We start from the raw sequence: 21,604 nt of genomic DNA, 5'->3' as shown, positions 1-21,604 counted from the left end.
AATTGGTTAGTTCAAATTCCAATCCGTCCCCTCCTTGGTATCTTTAATCTGAATACCAAGGTCTGTGAGTTTCTGACGAATTAAATCACTTGTAGCAAAGTCTCTGTTCATCTTTGCATCTCTCCGCATCTCCAGCACCATCTCTACAACTCCTGCAAGAATATCAACATTTGCAGAGTCAGCTTTATCATCCTTCAGACCCAGCACATCCCGGGAGAGATCGTTAAGCAACTCCGATAGTATGGCTAAATCTTCTGTATTGAGCAATGCCCCTTTATCTTTTACTGAATTCACTATTCTTACGGCTTCAAATAGCTGGGCAATGGCAACGGGAGTATTCAAATCATCACACAACGCTTCATAAACACTATCCTTCACGACTTCCAGTCCTGGTATTCTCTCAGCTACAGAAGATGTTTTAATCTTTGTCAGCTCTAATGCAGCAAGGAGCAGCCTTTTGAGACCTTTTTCAGCAGCCTGAAGAGCTTCGTTGCTGAAATCAAGTGTGCTTCTGTAGTGAGCCTGAAGTATGAAAAATCTTATTGTCATAGGAGAGTAGGGTTGCTCAAGTATTTTATGAGATCCAGTGAATAACTCCTCCAGTGTTATAAAATTCCCCAGTGATTTACCCATCTTTTGCCCATTAATGGTAATCATATTATTGTGCATCCAGTATTTTACCCCGGAGTCCCCTCTGGATGCAGTATTTTGAGCAAGTTCACATTCGTGGTGAGGAAAAAGAAGATCCATTCCGCCTCCGTGAATATCAAATGTATCTCCAAGATATTTTGATGACATTGCCGAGCACTCCAAATGCCATCCGGGAAATCCTTCGCTCCACGGAGATGGCCATCTCATTATATGTTCAGGTGCAGCTTTCTTCCATAATGCAAAGTCATATGAGGATTTTTTATCACTCTGACCATCCAGATTTCTTGTGTTCGAAATCATATCATCAATACTTCTGCCTGAGAGTGCTCCATAGTTGTAACGCTTGCTATACTTATCAACATCAAAATAGACAGACCCGTTACTCTCATAAGCAAATCCATTTTTTAAGATTTTCTCTACCAGAGATATCTGTTCAATAATGTGGCCGGATGCTCTTGGTTCAATATCAGGTGGCAATGTGTTCATTAATCTCATTGCTTCATGATATCTTAATGTGTAATGCTGAACTATCTCCATTGGCTCCAGCTGCTCAAGTCTAGCTTTTTTTGCAATCTTATCCTCCCCCGCATCTGAGTCATTCTCCAAATGTCCTACATCGGTGATATTCCTCACATATCTCACTTTATAGCCTATCTTTCTTAAGAGACGAACAAGAACATCATATGTTACTCCCGGTCTCGCATGTCCAAGATGTGCATCTCCATATACAGTAGGACCACATACATAAATACCCGCCATTCCCGGATGTATAGATTCAAAAACCTCTTTCTTTCTTTTAATTGTGTTGTAAATGTGAAACTCTCTCATATGACGGAATGTTATTTTCAAGCGGGCCCGCAATGGGCACCGCTTGTTAAACAACAAAAGTACAACAAAATTTTATTCCGAACTCCCCGGTAAATGATGTTTAATTGAAGAGGCTACAATTTCATATGTCTGTCTCTCAACACCGGCCTTTGTTTGGTAATTAACAGGCTTAATTCTCCCTGTAACAGAAATTGTACTTCCTTTCCTTATTGACCCAAAATCCGGCATGCTTTTTCCGGCCCAAGCAACAATATTGTGCCATACAGTCTCCTCCTGCCACTCCCCTTTTCTGTTTTTGTATGCTTCATTTGTTGCCAGAGAGAGTCTCATTACCTGCAACCCATCCTCAAGAGAACTGATTCGCGGATCAAACCCCACATGCCCTCTTAATTCTACGCGATTAATTGATTTTTCCATATTGAAGATTTTAAAGTTCAATACAAAATAAAAACACAGGAATTAAATAATTCTGTGTTTAACCATTTAAAATCGACTAAAAATGTTTATCTATTTTGAATGTTCAATACTGTTTCTCTGAAGCAAAACAAAATTACCATTTTTCAGAGATACACTTGTAATACTGCAAGGGAAGAAGAACCCTTGTACCTTCCAATATTCGTCTATTGTGAAATTTTCAAAATATGCCATCATCAATCTCAGAACTACTGCATGGCATACGACAATGATTTTCTGCCCAGCATGCTTTTCAAAAAGGGGTAACACAAAACCGAGAGCCCTTTTTTGAACCTCCTCAAAAGTCTCTCCTCCCGGACCAGGTTTAAAAGCAGATGGATGAGATGAGAATGCCTGCATCCTTTCCGGCTCCTCCTCTAATGCTTTTGAAAATGATTTCCCTTCAAGGTCAGATAAATTTATTTCTTTTAGTGCCGGGGATAATTCTAATTTTTCCAGACCGATCTCTTTTCTGATTATAGTGGCAGTCCTTTCTGCCCTTAGAAGAGGACTTGAATAGACAGCTGAAATACTTTTGTCTTTTAAATAGGCACCCAGCATCCTTGCCTGTAAAAGACCCATTTCTGTCAAAGGAGAGTCAAGCTGACCCTGCATCTTTCTGGCAACATTCCATTCTGTCTGACCATGTCTAGTAAATATTATTTCTGTCATCTTTTACAATATTAATACAAAGATAACCTTTTTAGAAACATACATTTTTCATCTGGAATAATAAATGAGTAATACTTGAATAAAGTCAAGTGTTAAATTTGAAATAAAAAAATGGAACGAGTTTGCAAAGAGTGCGGTATATCAATAGCGGGAAGAAGCGACAAGATATTTTGCAGTGATGCGTGCAGAAATGCTTTTAATAATACAGCAAGTAAATTGGCAAAAGTTGAAATAGATTCAGTAAACAAAAAACTGCGGAAGAATTTAAAAATTTTAAAGGATTTAAGTAATTGCGGAAAACGAAGAGTATCCGGAGAGGAGCTCTCCTCCCTTGGTTTTGATTTCAGATATGTAACATCATTTAAAAAAAGAGGAGATGGAAGAGTAGTGATGCATTGCTACAATTACTCATATATAAACAGCTCTAATGGAAGCGTTTACATAACAAAGAAAAATAATTGAGAGCGAATTAAAATATTGCATACATTTGGAATTGAATAATATACTTAATATCGGATCTAATTAATTAAATATCAATACAATGAAAAAGATTTTCATTTTTACAATTCTTGCAGTTGCATCACTTTTTCTAACCTCATGTGTGGAAAAATCTGCAAAATACAAAGCGCTTCAGGCACAGCTGGATTCGCTTGGCTCTGTTCACGCGGTTAAGAGCGCAGAATTTGAAGAGGTGTTTGCAACTCTTAATGAGGTAGAATCGGGCCTTCGTTCTATCAGAGAGGCTGAAAATATTTTGGTACTACAATCTCAGAAAGGTGGTGCTGAAGTACAGGAAAACTCCAGGGACCAGCTTAAATCTGATGTTGCAGCAATTGGAGATGCAATAAAAAGCTACAAGAGTCAGATTGACAAACTTAAAAATGACAGTAGAATTCAATCAAGTCAATTTAAGAAACGCCTGGCAGCTCTTACAGCTGAACTTGATTCAAAGTCTGTAATGATAGCTGATCTTGGAAGGCAGCTTGAAGAGAAAGACAGACAACTGATTGTTAAGTCACAGGAGATTGAATCTCTTGACAAAACTGTAACAACTCTTAAGACTGAAGTAACATCACTTAGCCAGACATCCGCCTCTCAGAAGGAGACAATTGCCACTCAAGACGCCCAGATATACTCAGGTTTCTACATAATTGGGTCGAAGTCTGAACTTATTGGTGCAAATGTGATGTCAAAGGGCGGACTTTTTAAGTCAGCCAAAATATCATACCAGGCCGAACAGTCTGCCTTTATTAAAATAGATATCAGAGAGGTTGCTGAGATTAACACAAATGCAGAGAAAGCAAAAGTTCTTTCTGTTCACCCAACAGGTACATACACATTTGAGCCGGATGCTAACGGAATGCAGGTTCTTAAAATTTCTCAGCCTGCAAGCTTCTGGGAACAAACAAAATACCTGGTCATTCAAACTTTATAAACCATTTATGAAAAGAATCGGAACAATTATTGCTGCCATCTCTGCGCTTTTACTAATTAACTCCTGTAAAACAAAGATGACAGATATGAATCCTTTACTCGCTGCTTCAGATAATCCATTTGAAGCTCCGGCATTTGATAAAATTAAAAACGAACACTATAAACCCGCTTTTGAAGAGGCTATTAAAGAGGGTCGTGCTCAAATTGATTCAATTGTGGCAAACACCGAGGAGCCCACTTTTGAAAACACAATTGTTGCAATGGAATATGCTGGAAGGAAACTCAATGGAATAGCATCAATCTTCTTTAATCTTAACGAAGCTGCAACTGACTCTGTTATGCAGAATCTTGCACTGGAGATCTCTCCAATGCTAACTGATTATTCTAACGACATTATGCTTAATGAAGCTCTTTTTGCCAGAATTAAAAGAGTTTATGAAAATAAAGCATCAATAAGTCTCAGTCAGGAGGATTCAAGACTACTTGAAGAGACATATAAAGGATTTGAAAGGAATGGTGCAAATCTTCCTCAGGAAGCAAAGATTAGATTCAAAGAGATAAACAAAGAACTCTCTCAGCTTTCATTACAATTTGGCCAAAATGTACTTGGTGCAACCAACAAATTTTTCATACATATTACAGATTCTGCTCAACTTGCAGGTCTACCATCTTTCGCCATTGAATCCGGTGCAGCTGATGCATCTGAGAGAGGGCTTGAGGGATGGGTATATACTTTGCAATCACCCAGCTACGGACCGTTTATGCAGTACAGTGAGAACAGAGAGCTAAAGGAAAAATTATGGAGGGCGTCCAGCTCAAAAGCGTACAAAGATGAATTTGACAATTCAGGTATAGTACTGAAAATTGCTGCTTTAAGAATAGAGAGAGCTAATCTTTTAGGATATGCCACACACGCAGATTATGTGCTTGATGTCAATATGGCCAAAAATGCCGGGACAGTTAACTCTTTTCTTGAAAATCTGCTTGATAAATCTCTTCCGTATGCAAAGAGAGAGGTTGCAGAGATTCAGAACTACGCAAATTCTCTTGGATTTGAAGGTACTCTAATGCCTTGGGACTTTAGTCTGTACTCGGAGAAGTATAAAAACGAGAAGTATGCAATTAACGATGAGCTTCTTAAACCCTATTTCAAGCTTGAAAATGTCCAGCAAGCAATCTTTGCATTAGCAGACTCCTTATATGGGTTGAAATTTAAAGAGAACACAACTATACCTGTATATCACCCTGATGTTAAGGCATTCGAAGTTTATGATTCAAACGACAGGTTCCTTTCGCTTTTATATATGGACTTCTTCCCCAGAGCTAGTAAAAGAGGTGGTGCGTGGATGACAACATTCAGAGATATGTACTTTGAGAATGGCATTGAGAAAAGACCTTTTGTTTCGCTAGTGTGCAATTTCACAAAACCAACAAAAGAGACACCCTCACTACTCACTCATTACGAGCTCACTACTCTCCTCCATGAATTTGGTCATGCACTGCATGGAATGTTGGCTGAAGGTAAATATCCATCACTTACAGGGACCAATGTTGCAAGAGATTTTGTTGAACTTCCATCTCAGATCATGGAGAACTGGGCAATTAATAAAGAGTTTCTTTCATCATTTGCAAAGCATTACCAAACCGGCGAGTCTATACCATCAGAGCTCATTGACAAAATAGTATCTGCAAAGAACTATTTAAGTGGTTATTCCAATATCAGACAGCTCACTTATGGCATTAATGACATGGCTTGGCACTCACTTAAAACTTTGCCCGATACAGATGTTGAGAGTTTTGAAAAAGATGCAGTTAAGAAAACTCAACTATTGCCTAATATTGAGTCAACCTGCTTCTCTCCATCTTTTAGTCATATTTTTGCCGGAGGATATTCCGCAGGATACTACAGTTACAAATGGGCTGAAGTCTTAGAGGCCGATGCCTTTTCACTTTTTGAAGAGAGAGGTGTATTTTCCAAAGATGTTGCCGCATCATTCAGAGATAATATACTATCCAAGGGTAACATAGAAGATCCTGCCAATTTATACAGGAGTTTCAGAGGCAGAGATCCTGAGCCGGACGCTCTTCTTAAAAAACTGGGCATGACAGGGAAAAACTAGAAGTTTAGCCCTAAATTTATATTCAAATAGGTTCTTGACAACCCTTTTCGTTGAAACTGTCTTATTCCGGCATCAATGAAAAGGGTTGTTCCTTTGTCTTCATTAACAGTTCTTCTGTATCTTAATCCACCGCCCAGCAGAACTCTTCCGGATGTATTGTAAAAAAAGTCCTCCTCCATTAAACTACTAGCTATAGTAAGGACACCTGTCATTACTGGATTCTGAACAGTAAGCATATCTCCTTTGCCTTTATAATTTCCTGCAACTAAAGAGATGTCAATCAAATTAAATTTCCCAGCTCTAAAATGCCTGGATATAGCTAAGTCAGCTCCGCCAAAACAATACTTTTGTGAATACAATGCAGGGTAAACAATAAACTCACTGTTAAAATCTATGAGATTCCCTGAAAGAGAGAAGCTCCATCTTGGATTCCATTTGTTTTCGCCTAATTCCAATGTATATACAGCTCTGTATCTTCTGCCGGCATCGTAATACCGAAGTGTCTTTCCGTATTCGAACCAGTTCCAGGTATTTACTTCATTTGGCACCGGCTCATATTGATTCTCAATTTTATATGACAACCTCTCTTCGCAGTTAAAATTTAATTGTAAAGAGTGTCTGCTAATGTTTGTATTATATACCGCCTTTAGGATCAGGGAGTAAAATAATCCCTCCGTTGATGCATATCTCCTCAAAAGGTTAAAATCATCATAATTATCTTCTGCTTTGTACTTTATGTCAAATTCAGTAAAAATCCTAAAATTCCCGGAGCCGTATGATAACTGAAGAGCACCACCATAATAATCAGAGAAATACCCTCTGTCAAGGACTGAAGAGTTAGTGATACTCTCTTTTATATACATCCAGCCACCCTGGAAATTATAAATGTGCTTGCCGGAATTGTCTCCCAGAAAAATATAATCGGAGAATTCCGCTTTATATTGGTATAGAAGGTTTAATCCGCCTGTAAATTTATCACCTGTTATCTTAATAGCTGGTCTTATCTCAAAAGATGATAATATATTTTTATTTCTCCCATCCACCCTTTTTGCAGCTGTTGAAGTTTCATAATTAAACCCAATACCTGCAGAAAATATTTTGTTTATTCTGTAACCGGCAGCACCTGACATTCTGTATGACTCTCCAAGAACTCTTCCGGGGATTGAATCAGTAAGCATATTAATAACATCTCTGGAATGGATTGTCCCGGACCACGCCTGAGCAGTTTTGTCAAAATGGGTAAAATCAAAATTACCCATTAAATAAAAATTTCCTCTCCTGACAAATGATCTGGTATTAACCGAGGAGCTAAAAAAATTTGCAGGATCGTCGTAATTCTTGTACGACCCGTCAATATTCTCAATACTTAGTCTTACTTGAGAAAAATCATTAAAATCTTTAGTCACCAGACCCGCCGGGTTTGCTGAGCAGAGCCATGGGTATAACTCAGCAATCCTCCTGAATGAGTAATCTGCTTTACCACCGGAGTCTATAGCCTGCATCTTTTGTCCAATCAAAATGGCCAAGGTGAAAAATATTATTCTGTACAATGAAATTTTCATAATCAGTTAATTTTAAGAGATGGCCAGTTTCTAATTTCAAAGTCCAGGGTTGAATTATTTGTATCCATATAGAGAGTTCTTGTACCCAGCTCATCAGTAACTACCTTTTCCATTCTCCTGTGCACACTCTGACCACTTCCGGTTCCTGATGTCATTGCATATCCGTTGTCAATTTCCGGCCTCAATCTTTTAGAATCAGTAGCCTCCCTGAAACACTCAACTCCATCTATAATGAGCCTCTTATCTATCATAAGACAATCAAATGTTCTCCTTTCAGGTTGATTTGGGTGCCATGTATAGGTATCCTGTGCAAATCTCTCCGGGCTTTTACCGCCAAGTGTAAATATGAAAAATGCAGGACTCGCCAAAGAAAAAGAGTATTGATTTGATGTCCCAACCTTCCAGAAACATTTAAGCAGTTTTACACCTGATTCCGGAGCAGCCTGACCCTTTGTAAGGATTGGGTCATATACAGCCCAATATCCCGCTCTTCCAAGATTTACAGAATTTGGAGAGATTGTTGTGTGATCAATTGCATTCATGGAAATTACCACCTCTTCACCAGGTCTGAGAATATTATCATCTCCATCTCCGGGAAAGATCCATGCCATTGAGACTGCCGGAACAGAGTCTCTGAGTTCAGTAGTACCTGGTTTTATCCAGGGTGACAATTTCCCGGCAGTGGGTGCATTATATGGATCTGTCATACCAAAACAGAGAGAATCGAGATATGCAATCTCATCAGAATTATTATATAAAATAACATATTTGTCATTTGAGTATGTCTTCCCTGTCAGAGGATTTACAGCACCTCCGTAATAGGCCTCTTTTATAACTATTTGGCCGGATACTGATGCATTAAGATCCATTTTCACATTTATAACATTTGCATCTGCAGGGGTAACTCTGACTTTATTTGCAGATCCATTAAATATATAAATTAACCCACCTGGTTCTGAGTACTTAACAACTGCTGTAATACTATACGAACCATGAGCCACTCTAATTGAAGCCTTCCCGTCAATATCTGTTTTTCCTGAAAAACTGAGACCGGAGACAGGATCATTTAGCAAAAGTGATACTCCGTCAAGATCAAAATTATACCCGGCAGGCATACCAACCTCAATATTTATTACAGAACTCAGGGACTCCTCAGAAAAGGCGTTTTCCCTCAACTCTTTCATACATCCGGAAAGGATTATGATTAATGATATAAAAGCCGATAAAACTCTTTTCATAATAAGATTCTTTAGAATGTAAGTTTAAGTTCTGCTCCAAAGTAAATATCTGTATTAACACGACTCCCCGATGCGTCAGGTCTGGAATTCAGCTTCATTATGGGCCTTGAATTTGTAAAATTATTAGCATAAAATGAGAGAGACGCAATATCCCCTATCTCTTTTGTTATTCTGAGGTTTGCCATAAAATAGGGTCTGTAACCGGACTTCTGAAAGTAGTAAGGCTGATTAGTTGAGAGGATTAGAGTCTTGAGTCTTCTCTTAAGATCAGGGTCTGCAGATGAGTAGTAGTCACTGAAAGGTCTTACAGTTCCGTTCTTGTCCAGATAATAGTCCGGATCTCTGTACATTGTCTCCTCATTCCTGATTCCTCCCCAGTCACCGAATACTCTGTTTCCGACAGAATCTAACTTATAAACCCTCTCTTTATCGTACAGATTCCATCTGTCGTTCATCCATATACACTGTCCTATCAAAGAGACAACCATTCTTACTGAAGGGATATTTGTAACAATATGTAGTGCCGAACTTAATCTTCTGCTGCCGTCCCCTACAGTAAGATAGTTGGGCCTTGACTGATAAATACCTACATACGGCAATTTTTCCCGAGGATTAATTGGGTCAGAAACAGAGATATATTCTCTTCTGAGCCCGGGCGACTCTTCGAGGTGATTAATATAGGCTCCTGATAATACAACAGATGTATTTAAAGATCTTATTCTGCCAAAATCAACCTCATATTCAACTCCCCATTTTCTGGTCAATCCTCTGTTATCAGGTGTGGTAAATTGCTTGAATTCAGTATAAGTTGTATATTTTAATTGCTCATAATTACCCTCAGGATTCTTTACCCATACCCTTCCATCCTGGAATTTTGGTGATGATTGTCCTGAAGATAAAGCATCATAGTAGTCATAAGAGGAGGTTAAATATGAGTAATTGGCAGTAATCCCATCAGATAGTTTTTCGTTAAACCAGGTCAGTCTTACAAATACTCCGGAGATATCCATATCAAGACCAAGTTCAATATTTCTTGATTTTGCAGGCCTGATATTATAATTAAGTTTTTGATCAACAATTTCTGACTGGATTACAACAAGTGACTCTCCTGTCAAAGAATTCCTGTATTGAAAAAGAGGGTTGTCAATATATACAGGTGCAGAGTAGAGCATACCTAGAGATGGTAATTTGTGTAGCTTGCCCCATCCTCCCCTTAATGTTGCAGATCTGAATACTTTTGAGCCATCGGGTGATAGTATTGAGTATCTGAAATTTGTTCTGGGATCTGTTACAAGAGAGAAATCGTAACCTGTTAACAGTACCTTGGAGACTCTTATCCCTGCGCTAACCTCAAAGCTCCTGTTAAACAATTTACCTGTTATCCTCTCCTCGGCAAAAGCACTGATATCACTCATAAAAGGAACTTCACTGTAGTTTCTTTCCCTGAAATACTGTGGGGTGCTCCCTGTATAATATGTTCCTCTGCCTCTGTTTCCTTTTGAATTAAACTCAATTCCCAGCATACTTTTAAAGAGAAGGCTCCCAATATATGCATTCTGGGATCCGTTAATTTTTCCGTTTATATATACAGGTATATCTTCATTGCGTCTGTCAAATTCTTCCAGCTCTCCTGTATATCTCCCCACAGAAATACCCTCTGTCATTGTATTTGTCGTTGGAAGAGGCAATCCGTTATTAATAGAATAATCCTGGAATTTCTCAACAGAAACTCTCCCTGAAAAATTATAATTGACAGAGGTAATCCAACTCTTTTTTAAAAGCCAGTTACCATATATAGCGAGAGAAATATCTCCCTCTCTTCTCTTTTTAAAATCCCTTTTTGAAACATCAGGGTCAACCATAGAGTTGTTCCCAATCAAATAGCCACTAAGTCTGGCGTTAAATCTCAAAGGATACAATCCTCTGTTGAATGTATTTGAATAGGTTATACCAATTGTACTCCTGCTGTAAACATCAACAGGAGAACGAGGATCTTTAAAAGCCATAGCATAATCGGCGTCAATATTAAGACTTCCGTTTCTGTTGCCCATATAAAAACCCTTGCTAAATGAAATTGCTTTTGTTCTTGGGTCTGCCTTTATTCTAACTTCAAACGGAGTCCTGCCAGCCTTTGTTTTTACTAAAACCGCCCCGGCAGAAACATCACCATATTCAGCAGATAAAATCCCTTTTAAAACCTCAACAGTTTCAATATTATCAGTTGAATATTTCCTGAAATCCATTGTGTTAAACAGAGCAGCAGGAGTCTCCAGGAAAATTGAGGCCTCGTTTGAAACCCTCACCCCATTTACTAAAAGTGCTACCCCTCTGGCATTATTATTCCCCGGATCAATTACAGATCTGAGAGTTATATCATTTTTTGATGTCAGTGTAGGATTTGCAGTAACAGATCCCGGAAGAAGTTGCATAATATCTGTGAGGCTTGATGGTTGAAGATGCCTTATTGCAGTTGTCCCAATTACTGATGATGTGTTTATCGACTTTCCTGTCTCAGCTGTCACTACAACCTCATCAATAGTCAGATTCTCCTCATTCATCTCAACTACAATATCTGTGATATTCTTTATTATGTTTAAGGATATTGTTTCAGATGAGTAGCCCAATGTAATAATATCAATTGTATACTCTCCTTGCGATATAGATTCAAATTTAAACACTCCGTCACTATCAGAAAAAGTCCATATATAGTTCTCTTATTAATAGCTGAACATTTGAAAGTGGCTCTCTCTTTATTTTAGAAATAACTCTTCCTTCAATATTGAATTTCCTGTTATCATCCCTGTTTGCAAGTGCAGCAAAAGGTAGAGTCATTGTTAATACAAACAATAAAAACCATTTAATAATGTCATTCATCAGAAGAAAAATTTAAAACAGCTGTATTAAGAAATTTATCAACCTCCGCAAAATACCCTACTCCACCTTTATTCCAAACATCCAGGTGTGAAGCACCCGGGATAATCAGAATCCTTTTATTATTGGAAGCTAATCCAAGGAAAAGCTCATTGGCATAAACCGGATTAATCTTATTATCATTATTTCCATGAACTATCAAAACAGGTATATGAATATTTTTAGCAGCCTTCAACGGAGATATATCATCCGGCCTGAAATTAGCCATGCGAGAAACTCTTTTTATAATGACTCTCTCAATGAATGGGCTGTTAAAGCCCGTATAAGAGGAGAAAAAATCACCTACCGAACTTTCAAAATCTGAATATGTGCTTTCTGAAATAAGAGCATCAACCCTGGCATCAGATTCAGCAGTCAGAAAAGCAACTGCAGCGCCTAGTGATTGCCCCCATAGCACAACCCTGTTTTCTAATCCAAAATTTTCTGAAATATAGTCAATAAATGAAGAGACATCTCTATGTTCTGAGTTTCCAAAAGTAATATAGTCTCCACTACTATCTCCATGCGACCTTAGATCCATCGCAAAACAATCATACCCTTTTTTGGAAAAAAAAGATGCCATTGGAAAAGAGCACTCCTTAGATCTTCTTATTCCATGAAGAAAAATAATTGTCCCCTTTCTAACAACAGAATCTACAGGTAATATCCTAAATGCAGAGATTGTCAGCCCGCCAGGAGTGAGCAACGAGAAATACTCAATACCATTCTTTTGAATTCCAAAGTCTTCCGGATCTAAAAGTTTATCAGAGGAGTGGTCTGTTAAAAAAAAATTGGTAATCTCTGAGTTAATTTTGACGGCGTAATTCGGAATAAGCCAACTAATTGCAATAACTATCACAATCAAAGCCAGTAGTACAGCAACTGAAAGTGTTTTAATTGCTCTCTTCATCAACTTTGGTTCTGATACCTCCTAACATTATAACCTGCGACGCAAGAATAAAAACATATTCCGGCAGAAATCCCTGTACTTTATTCAACCATATTATCACTGCTGTAAGAGAAAAAAACATCATTACTACAGTCATAATTCGAAAGCTCTTTTTAAATCTAGCAGCATATGGATACATTCCCAGCAATATAATATAGAGCGGATTACACCAAAGAAGATTATAATTAGCATGTAGTTCCACATGATCAGTCAATACAATTATCAAGAGCAACACTAAGCCTAAAAGGGCAGAAAAGATAAGTGAAATAAGTTGTAGATTCTTAAACACTCTGAAAAATCTGGAGAGTACCAATCCCAGAAAAAATATCAATGAGATAAACAGAGGTGATAGTAAGAAATGAGTTTTCTTAATCAGTGATTTATCCGTTCTTGGCAATAGTTCCCTCTCTTTGGAAAGTGATTTTAATCCGTTATACAATTTTTCAGGGAGAAACATCCCCTCCCATATTGATATTTCCTTATCTAAATTTGATCCCAGAATTAAATTAATCCCTGTTCTTGTCCACTTTGAATCAACCACATTGGAATTTATAAGTTCTCTAAAGGTGGAGGCCTCTTTTCCTTCAGGGAATGATATATAAGGCTTAAGAAGATCCCTTAGCTCTGTTGTGCAGTTTTTATGCAGAAATGAGTAGAGATAGTTTCTGTTTTCCGGCATATACAGAAAGTTTAGCCGATCCATTATCTCTCTCTTCTGAGATGGAGTCAGAAACAGCTCTTGTTCAACAACTCCTCTCCCTTCATAGTTATACTGCCATAAAAAATCAGAGGTAGTCTGTATCCCCAGCATATAATTTAGCCTCCCACGAAGAAATTTCATGTAGAAATTTGGAGTATTAAAATCAAAGAGCCCAAAATTGAAAATAACATCAATTGCCAGTGAGTCATCCTGAACCCTTAGTGCACTGTGACCAAAAGTAGAATACAACTCACTACCTCCGGAACAAGTAATAAGAGAGATCTTTGAGTTTTCGTAATCAGACGCATAAATGGGAGTTTCAAGAAACAGCAAACTCCCCGCCAATAATAATCCAATAATTTTCAGTCTCAATCTCATCTTTTTTTGAATCGGAATGAGTTAAGAAACTGAGGAGCTTTTCTGTGTTTAGTTCCCTGTTCGTATGCATAAGCGATTGCAAGAAGCTCTGCCTCGCTCCAGGCTCTTCCAAAAAACGAGACACCCACAGGCAGTTCCCCAATAAAACCCATTGGGACAGTGATGTTAGGATAGCCCGATATTGCTGCATATGAGGAGCTACTCCCCAGAAAATTATCTCCGTTTATAAGGTCTGTCTTCCAGGCCGGCCCCCCTGTTGGTGCAATTAATGCATCCAGTTTGTTCTCATTCATTACTTTATCAATTCCCTGCTCCCTGGTCATTTTTTGCATAAAGGCCAATGATTGCTTATACTCCTCATCATCCAAAGTCCCCTTTTGAGCAGCCATTTCCAGAAGTTGCTGATCAAAAAACCTAAGTTCTGTTGAATCGCTTTTGTTAAACCTAATCAACTCGTCCAGCGTTTTAACAGGAGCACCCTCCCCAAGTGATGCAAAATATTTTTCAAGTCCATCCTTGAATTCGTAAAGCATGACCTGGAAAGAGGCTGCACTAACACCCCCTCCCAAAGGATAATTTATCTCCACAATATCCGCTCCGGCACTCTTTAGATAAGATACAACCCCTCTCATAAGCGAATCTACCTTAAAGTGGAATCCTCCAATATTTGTCAGCAATCCTATTCTCTTCCCTTTTAATCCGTCTTTGTTAAGGAATTGAGTATAATCCTGAATAAACCTTGCCTCTTTAACCAGAGTCAAAGCGTCCGCAGAGTCGGAAGCAGCAAGAACTCCTAACACTATTGCTGCATCCTCAACACTCCTTGTCATTGGGCCGGGGGTATCCTGAGTAAAAGAGATTGGAATAATACCAGATCGGCTTAACAGCCCTACAGTAGGTTTAAATCCAACAATTCCATTATTATTGGATGGACAAACTATTGATCCGTTTGTCTCGGTACCAATTGCAAAAGCGCAGAGATTTGCAGAGACAGCAACGCCAGATCCTGAGCTGGATCCACAAGGATTCCTGTCAGTTATATATGGATTTCTGGTTTGACCCCCAACTCCACTCCATCCACTTGACGAGATATTCCCTCTGAAGTTTGCCCATTCGCTTAAATTTGACTTCGCCAGGATTATCGCTCCGGCCTCTCTCAATAATTCTGCAATCTTACTGTCTTTTTTTGCATAAGAGTCCTTCAGAACTATTGCTCCTGCGGTAGTAGGCATTGAATCTCTGGTGTCAATGTTATCCTTGAGAATTACAGGAATTCCATGCAAAGGACCTCTGTCTCTCCCTTCGGCAAGTTCACGCTCCAGCTCCTCAGCAATCTTAATTGCATCAGGGTTGACAGAAATTATTGAATTGAGCATTGGTCCGCTCTTGTCAAATTTCTCTATCCTCAGAAGATAATCTTCTGTAACTTGTTTTATTGACAATTCCCCTGATCTGAATTTATCTGCCAACTCTCTTATACCAATCTCCTCCAGGTATGAGGTGTCCCTGTCTCCTCTGTTATTAACCTGGGAGCAAGAGGTTATAAGAATTAGCGCAGTTAACAAAACTGAGAAATATCTATATTTTGTTTTCATAATGATTAATATAAAATTCATTTTCCTATTCTCCACCGGGACATAAGTGATCTTGTCTTTGGAAAGATTCCTCTTTGCTTCACCCTTACATCCTCAACAACATAGAAAACATCCGGATCAAATTCTATCACCAGTTTTTCTACTTTTTTCATCTCCTTTCTCTCAATAACAGTCTCAATTATTTGAATTTTTTCGACAGAACCTGTAGCCTCAAGTAAAGTTGCCCCAAAATTGTTGGCATTGAAAATTGAAACCAGCTCTCCTCCATTTTTTCTTGTGTAAATCCTGCAAAGAATTATACCAAAAGCAATTCTCTGTTCAATTATAATTCCTACAAAATTCCCGGAGGCATAACCCGCAGCATAAGAGATGTAGGCAACCATATCATTAGCTCTTGAAAAAATTTCTGATATCACAACAATCCAGATGAGCACCTCAAAGAAACCAATCAAAGGAGCTTTGTACTTTTCCCCCTTAGAGACAAAAATAATTCTTAGTGTGCCCAGTGTAACATCTATAATCCTGCCGAAAAATATAATAATTGGAAGCAAGTATGGGTATGTATCAAGGAAATCAAACATAATCTAAGTTTTTATTATTTAACCAAATTTAGCAATAAAAAATCTATCTGATAAATAGCAGATCGTGGAAGTCATAACTGAAGTCTGTAAGTGGAGATATAGCCTTCATTGTAAAGCCATTGGGTAAGCCCTGATTATTTAGAGTAAACATAACAAAAGCATCAGCATCAAAAGAGCGGTCATACCATTTAACTATAAATGTGTTGCCCTTATAATACCTCATTTCACCTGACAGCTTTGGAGATCTTGCAGATACAAACTTTAAGTTATCTCCGTCTTGCTCAATTTTAACAATCCCCAGCCAATTGTCTCTGTAGCTGCCACAGAAACTCTTGAGATAATCTTTGTCAATTTTCACCCTAGCACTACCCACAACACTATTAACATCTGATATCACCTTCTCTGCCTCAGACAAGGAGATGTTCAATCTTTCAAGGTTCTCAGCTATCCTGTCTTTACCTTCAACCTTGAAATACTTATCCAGTATTGTATTTGTAACAGAGACAAAAGCCTCAGATGATTGCTGATTTGTAAATACAATAATTCCCAGATTCAGTTCCGGCACCATTGTCACCTGTGTAAGAAAACCAGATAACCCGCCTGTATGGGTAACTATCTTGTACCCCTCTGCGTCACTTACTCTCCATCCAAGAGAGTATGCAGAAAAGTGAGTTCTGTATGTTGTGGCTCCCCTTACCGGAATTATTGTATGTGGAGTCCATGTATCTTCATACTCCCTTTTGCCCATTTGTGCCGATACCCATTTTGCCATATCAGCCACGCTGCTGTATATCCCGCCCGCAGCATTAGCCATTGAGTTTAATTCCATCTCAATAACCTTGACTACTCCATTGACCGGTGCGTGAGGAGTGGCTGTATTACTTTTATCTCTTAATCTTTTATACGATCCCGCGCTCCTTGTCATTCCAAGAGGAGACATTATCCTCTCCTCAATAAAGGACTCCCAGCTTGAACCGGAAACTCTTGCGATTACCTCCCCTGCAACAATATACATTAAGTTATTGTACAGGTATCTTGTCCTGAAGGGAGCTGCAGGTTTCAGAAATCTTAAATTATAAATAACATCAGACGTAGTAAAGTCTGAGCCATCCGGCCATATCATAAGATCTCCGGCACCAAGACCGAGCCCCCCCCTGTGAGACAGCAGGTCACTAATTGTAAATGCCCGGGTTGTGTATGGATCACTAAGCCTGAATTCAGGAATTATATCACACACAGGAGTATCCCATTTTAATTTCCCCTCTTTTACCAAAATTGAGAGAGCAGCAGAGGTGAATGCTTTACTGTTTGATGCAATTGCAAATAGAGTGTTTTCATTTACAGGGGCCTTTGTCTCAATTGAAGCAACACCATATCCCTTCATATGAACAATTTTTCCATCTTTCACAACCGCAACTGCAATTCCCGGCACATTAAAACTCTTCATAGACCTAACAGTAATACTGTCTATGAAATCTTTTCCCTCTCCGCAGACAACATTAGCAATAGAGAGTGAAATGATTAGGATAATCAAAAATTTTGTAATTGTTCTCATAGTAAAGGGTTATTATACAATGGGTAAAAAATTTGAAAGCATTATTTAATTAAATCTTTAGAGGTTTTGTACGGAATCGTAAAGTTAAAAATTGATCCGCTACCCTGATAAGATTCTGCCCATATTTTACCACCCATAATTTCGACGAAAGACTTCGCAATTGCAAGTCCCAGACCTGCCCCATCATAAGTTTTGGTATAAGACATGTTTACCTGAACAAATCTTTTAAAAATTGCCTCCAGCTGACCTTCCGGAATGCCAATTCCGGTATCTTTAACAGTAAACCTGACAATATCTGCCTCTCTTCTGCAACTAACCTCAATACTTCCCTTGCTTGTATACTTTAAAGCATTTTTAATAAGTATTGATAATACACAAATTACCTTTTCTCTGTCTAACAGCAAATTACCAACCATTCCATCTCCACTGCATGGTGAAAATTTGAGACTTACCCCCTTTTCAATAGCAGCCGGCTCAAAGAGAGCGGCAAGAGAGGTGACAAGTTCAGAAGTATCAACATTGCTTAAATGTAGTCTAACCTGCCCTGTATCAATCATAGAAATATTGACAATATCGTTTATAAGGTCAAGCATCCGCTCTCCACTCCTCTCAATGACAGATATGTATTCCAATCTTTGCTCATTAGTAAGCGACTCATCTTTAAGTAGTTCAGCAAATCCCATAACTCCATTCATAGGAGTTCTGATCTCGTGGCTTACATTTGCCAGAAACCCGGATTTTAATCTATCACTCTCAAGTGCTTTTTCTTCTGCTTTTCTTAGTTTTTGCAGGTGCTTCCTAAGGAATCCATAAAAGAGCAGCGCTGTTACAAAAACATAAAAAAGACCTTTGTATGTTTGGAAATGTGCTGCTACTTCAGGATTAGGAGCGAGTAACTCGGTAAGCTCATCAGAAAAAAGAATCCATCCACTTCCAAGCAGCAAATAGATCAGAATCATTCCGTATTCGAATCGGAACTTAATCATAACATCTGATTTGTGTGCTAATATACCTGTTTTTAATTAAATAAAAAACAGATATCTAAAGAATTTCATCAATTGTAGCGGATAGTTTGTCGTAAGAAATAAATCCGGCAAGTCTCGCCCTCTTACCGGACAGAGAGCTCATTATGTATGTTGGAAAAAGATCCACATTAAGGTCAGCTGCAAACTTAAGATCTGCCTCAAAAAGCTCCCTTCCCTGACCATCAAGATCCCTTAGAAATACCTGGATATTTAATCCCGATTCCTCTGCGGCCCTGAGCAGATTCTCTCTTTTTGCAATATTAACTCTTTTATGGAACAAAAGTTCCCTCATTATAAAGTAGAATCCCAGCCCTTTAGCCTCTCCCTGAAGCGATGCCGCTTTAAAGGCAATAGAGGGAGGATATGATGATGCGGGCGGATCAGTCTCCCATACACTTCCATCAATTCTGAAACCAATTCTCTCTGAGGCCTCCGGCCAGTGCTTACCAACAACAGCAGGACCATCCGGATGTCCGGAAAACATACTCCAATCCGGCATCAGGCCACCCATTCGATATTCAATATCAAACATATCTCCTCTCTCCCTTTTTAATCGGCTTATAATCGGCTCACTACCCCAGCAATATGAGCAAACCGGGTCAGAAAAATAGACAATATGAATTGGCTTTTCTGTTTTCATCGTATTTGATCAATATGAAGTTTGTACTTAAAGTCCTGTTCAAGAATGTGTTTAGTCCACCATTTAATCAAGAATTTGCATACTTCATCCGAATTTGTTGGGATAATGTTTGAGTAATTAAGATTAAAGAGGGCGACTTTCTTGATGTAATACTTGTGCAACGCCCGGTGTTCAGCAATATGAGGAAATTTGTTAACCTTCATATAGTGCTCCTCTTCTTTGAAATGCACTAAACTATAATCTGTAAGTTTAGAAAGAAGCTCTGCCAGTTTTGCAACCCCGGAATTTATCTCATTTTCAAATACAAAGCTATTTATTATTTCAAAAATTTCCTTATGCTGGTTATCAATCCTTCCTTCATTCACAGTAAGCTCCTCGCTCCAGACTATTGTTTTACAATTAGACATAATTAATACTTTATATTCATCAAAAGTACCAATTATTTGTTAATAATATAGACAATAAAAAGTGCTATGAAAGAAAAGAGATTATACCATATGAGGAAAGATTACTCACCCTCGCCTCTGAAAGAGAGTTTACTCTCTCCTCATCCATTGAGTCAATTTGAAAAGTGGTTTGATGAGGCAAGGGAGAGTGAGAAATACGAAGTCAACGCTATGATTTTATCAACTTGCGGAGATGATGGGGCTCCATCCTCCCGGGTAGTACTTCTGAAAAAATACTCACCTGAAGGCTATGTATTTTTCACAAATTATGAAAGCAAAAAGGGAGATGATATGGAGAGAAATCCAAAAGCAGCATTACTCTTTTACTGGCCGGGCAGTATGAGACAGATAAGAATTGAGGGTCAGGTAAGCCGAATACTCTCTGCTGAGTCCGATGAGTATTTCAGCAGCAGACCAGCAGAGAGCCGGGCATCTGCCATCCTTTCAAAACAGAGCAGACCTCTTGATGATAAGGAGGCTTTTGATCAAAGAGTGCAGACTCTTGCTGCAGAGGGGAGTACAGAGAGACCTCCATATTGGGGAGGATATATCCTGAATCCTCTCTACTATGAATTCTGGCAAGGAGCAACAAGCAGAACACACGACAGATTCAGCTACACTAAAGATGGTGACAACTGGAAAATCACAAGATTATTCCCTTAGCCTTTCAGACTAAGCTGAGCCAAAGAGTTTTTCTCTTTTATTATTATCTCCTTCTCGCTGAGTTCTATTATGCCATCTCTCTCAAAACTCTTTAACAGCTTAACAGCACTCTCAACAGAGACTGCGGCAAACTCGGCTAAATCCCTTCTTGAAAGAAGCTGAAAAATATCCGGATGAGACCCCCTTAAAGAATCAAGATAAAGGATGGTTTCAGCCATTCTGCCGTTCATCTGCTTATATAACAGGCTGGACATGGAAGAGAAGAGGTCTGAGTTTTGCTCACAATATCTCTTAATCAAGCTCATGCCAAATCTCCCGTTTTTCTCAATGACAGAAGCAATTGTCTCTTTTTCAACTAAAAAAGCGTGGCAGTCAGTAATTGCTGCGACCGAATAACCATAGATATTTTTATTAAAAATTGCTGAGAGCCCAATGAACTCTCCGGGTTGCACAATCCTGAGGTTATGGCTTTTATCCCCGGGACCCTCTATGTATTGTCGGCATAAACCATTTACAATAAATAGAATATAAGAGGCAAAGGCACCCTGTTTTGCAACAGTATCTCCCCGCTTGAATAGCACTTGTGTTCTGCTTGATTTCACCATTTCAAGCTCCATGTGATCAAGCGATTGAAAACAAGGAGCCTGTATATTACAGATATACTCCTTATCACTCTCTTTTATAGTTTTCATAATACAAAAGTAATCCATTTCAGTTAAAAAGTTGTCCACAATCAACTCAGAGCTTGTTCAACACCAATTCAAGATTCTTGCCCCGCATTTCACACCGGAGTATCTTTGCAAAAGATTTACAAACAACAAAAAAACGATAAAAATTATGCTTTATACAAATCTTAAACACATTGAATCAGCGTCACAGCATGCGAAGATTCTCAGCGAAAATGAAAATGTAATGGTAATTTGCGGCAGAATGGGACCTATGTGTATACCTGTTTATGGAATAGCAGAGGAGCTTGAGTCTGAGTATACCCATGTAAAATTCTTTGATATGGAGTTTGACAACCCTGAGTCACATGTAATACGCAATCTCCCTGAGGTAAGAGGATTTATGGGAATTCCATTTACTATCTATTACAAAAACGGCAGGGTGGTTAAAGCAACCTCAAGTATACAAACAAGAGAACAGGTGACTACAATTCTTGACAAAGAGTTTGGATCACCAAAAAAATAATTGGCACCATACC

The 21,604-nt window shown here is 38.6% G+C and carries 21 protein-coding genes; 5 read left to right on the top strand and 16 right to left on the bottom strand.

Annotation, left to right across the window (positions count from 1 at the left end; translation table 11 throughout):
- Window positions 1-6: 6 nt before the first annotated feature.
- The 3 genes from cysS to U5907_08375 all read right to left on the bottom strand — a co-directional run bounded on the left by cysS (window position 7) and on the right by U5907_08375 (window position 2,604).
- Window positions 7-1,479, bottom strand: coding sequence for a cysteine--tRNA ligase (gene cysS, locus U5907_08385; GenBank protein WRQ32592.1), 1,473 nt, complete (start codon window positions 1,477-1,479; stop codon window positions 7-9).
- A 72-nt stretch (window positions 1,480-1,551) separates the two neighbouring features.
- Window positions 1,552-1,896: a single-stranded DNA-binding protein gene (gene ssb, locus U5907_08380; GenBank protein ID WRQ32591.1), complete on the bottom strand. Its 345-nt coding sequence runs from the start codon at window positions 1,894-1,896 to the stop codon at window positions 1,552-1,554.
- Window positions 1,897-1,986: 90 nt separating this feature from the next.
- On the bottom strand, window positions 1,987-2,604 hold the full coding sequence (locus U5907_08375; protein ID WRQ32590.1) for a histidine phosphatase family protein: 618 nt from the start codon (window positions 2,602-2,604) through the stop codon (window positions 1,987-1,989).
- Window positions 2,605-2,715: 111 nt separating this feature from the next.
- Here U5907_08375 and U5907_08370 point away from each other — a divergent pair, with 111 nt between their 5' ends.
- From U5907_08370 to U5907_08360, 3 genes are all read left to right on the top strand, one after another.
- Window positions 2,716-3,066: a hypothetical protein gene (locus tag U5907_08370; protein ID WRQ32589.1), complete on the top strand. Its 351-nt coding sequence runs from the start codon at window positions 2,716-2,718 to the stop codon at window positions 3,064-3,066.
- Window positions 3,067-3,145: 79 nt separating this feature from the next.
- Window positions 3,146-4,039, top strand: coding sequence for a hypothetical protein (locus tag U5907_08365; protein ID WRQ32588.1), 894 nt, complete (start codon window positions 3,146-3,148; stop codon window positions 4,037-4,039).
- A 7-nt stretch (window positions 4,040-4,046) separates the two neighbouring features.
- Complete coding sequence (locus tag U5907_08360; GenBank protein ID WRQ32587.1) at window positions 4,047-6,158, top strand: M3 family metallopeptidase; 2,112 nt, start codon at window positions 4,047-4,049, stop codon at window positions 6,156-6,158.
- Here U5907_08360 and U5907_08355 read toward each other — a convergent pair.
- The 12 genes from U5907_08355 to U5907_08300 are packed head-to-tail and all read right to left on the bottom strand — an operon-like array spanning window position 6,155 to window position 19,698.
- The gene (locus tag U5907_08355; GenBank protein WRQ32586.1) at window positions 6,155-7,720 is read right to left on the bottom strand and encodes a hypothetical protein; all 1,566 of its coding nucleotides are present in this window, start codon (window positions 7,718-7,720) and stop codon (window positions 6,155-6,157) included. The two genes, U5907_08360 and U5907_08355, sit on opposite strands and share 4 nt — an antisense overlap.
- Before the next feature lie 2 nt (window positions 7,721-7,722).
- Complete coding sequence (locus U5907_08350; GenBank protein ID WRQ32585.1) at window positions 7,723-8,958, bottom strand: DUF4876 domain-containing protein; 1,236 nt, start codon at window positions 8,956-8,958, stop codon at window positions 7,723-7,725.
- An 11-nt stretch (window positions 8,959-8,969) separates the two neighbouring features.
- Window positions 8,970-11,636 carry a TonB-dependent receptor plug domain-containing protein gene (locus U5907_08345; GenBank protein ID WRQ32584.1) on the bottom strand — a complete coding sequence of 889 codons (2,667 nt, stop codon included), beginning with the start codon at window positions 11,634-11,636 and terminating at the stop codon, window positions 8,970-8,972.
- A 10-nt stretch (window positions 11,637-11,646) separates the two neighbouring features.
- On the bottom strand, window positions 11,647-11,832 hold the full coding sequence (locus tag U5907_08340) for a hypothetical protein (protein WRQ32583.1): 186 nt from the start codon (window positions 11,830-11,832) through the stop codon (window positions 11,647-11,649).
- Complete coding sequence (locus tag U5907_08335) at window positions 11,825-12,778, bottom strand: alpha/beta hydrolase (GenBank protein ID WRQ32582.1); 954 nt, start codon at window positions 12,776-12,778, stop codon at window positions 11,825-11,827. The genes U5907_08340 and U5907_08335 overlap by 8 nt, the downstream gene beginning before the upstream one ends.
- The gene (locus U5907_08330) at window positions 12,762-13,889 is read right to left on the bottom strand and encodes a DUF4105 domain-containing protein (protein WRQ32581.1); all 1,128 of its coding nucleotides are present in this window, start codon (window positions 13,887-13,889) and stop codon (window positions 12,762-12,764) included. The genes U5907_08335 and U5907_08330 overlap by 17 nt, the downstream gene beginning before the upstream one ends.
- 2 nt (window positions 13,890-13,891) lie before the next feature.
- Window positions 13,892-15,490 (bottom strand): amidase, encoded by a 1,599-nt coding sequence (locus U5907_08325; protein WRQ32580.1) that lies wholly within the window; start codon window positions 15,488-15,490, stop codon window positions 13,892-13,894.
- Between the two features lie 17 nt (window positions 15,491-15,507).
- A complete protein-coding gene (locus U5907_08320) occupies window positions 15,508-16,071 on the bottom strand; it encodes a DUF5698 domain-containing protein (GenBank protein WRQ32579.1) in 564 nt (187 codons plus the stop codon).
- Window positions 16,072-16,114: 43 nt separating this feature from the next.
- Entirely contained in the window at window positions 16,115-17,626 is a 1,512-nt protein-coding gene (locus tag U5907_08315; protein WRQ32578.1) for a serine hydrolase, read from the bottom strand.
- 41 nt (window positions 17,627-17,667) lie between these two features.
- Window positions 17,668-18,612: an ATP-binding protein gene (locus tag U5907_08310; GenBank protein WRQ32577.1), complete on the bottom strand. Its 945-nt coding sequence runs from the start codon at window positions 18,610-18,612 to the stop codon at window positions 17,668-17,670.
- 55 nt (window positions 18,613-18,667) lie between these two features.
- On the bottom strand, window positions 18,668-19,291 hold the full coding sequence (locus U5907_08305; GenBank protein WRQ32576.1) for a DsbA family protein: 624 nt from the start codon (window positions 19,289-19,291) through the stop codon (window positions 18,668-18,670).
- Complete coding sequence (locus tag U5907_08300; protein ID WRQ32575.1) at window positions 19,288-19,698, bottom strand: hemerythrin family protein; 411 nt, start codon at window positions 19,696-19,698, stop codon at window positions 19,288-19,290. The genes U5907_08305 and U5907_08300 overlap by 4 nt, the downstream gene beginning before the upstream one ends.
- A gap of 66 nt (window positions 19,699-19,764) precedes the next feature.
- Between U5907_08300 and pdxH the strand changes: the two genes are divergently transcribed.
- Window positions 19,765-20,400, top strand: coding sequence for a pyridoxamine 5'-phosphate oxidase (gene pdxH / locus U5907_08295; protein WRQ32574.1), 636 nt, complete (start codon window positions 19,765-19,767; stop codon window positions 20,398-20,400).
- On the opposite strand, the gene U5907_08290 is transcribed toward pdxH, so the two are convergent.
- Complete coding sequence (locus U5907_08290; GenBank protein ID WRQ32573.1) at window positions 20,397-21,092, bottom strand: Crp/Fnr family transcriptional regulator; 696 nt, start codon at window positions 21,090-21,092, stop codon at window positions 20,397-20,399. The genes pdxH and U5907_08290 overlap by 4 nt on opposite strands.
- A gap of 145 nt (window positions 21,093-21,237) precedes the next feature.
- On the opposite strand from U5907_08290, the gene U5907_08285 reads away from it, so the two are divergent.
- Window positions 21,238-21,591, top strand: a complete 354-nt coding sequence (locus U5907_08285) for a thioredoxin (GenBank protein WRQ32572.1) — start codon at window positions 21,238-21,240, stop codon at window positions 21,589-21,591.
- The last annotated feature ends 13 nt before the right edge of the window (window positions 21,592-21,604 follow it).

The organism is Bacteroidales bacterium MB20-C3-3 (genome assembly GCA_035609245.1).
Classification (GTDB): domain Bacteria; phylum Bacteroidota; class Bacteroidia; order Bacteroidales; family UBA932; genus Bact-08.
This window is presented reverse-complemented; position numbering and strand designations above follow the sequence as displayed.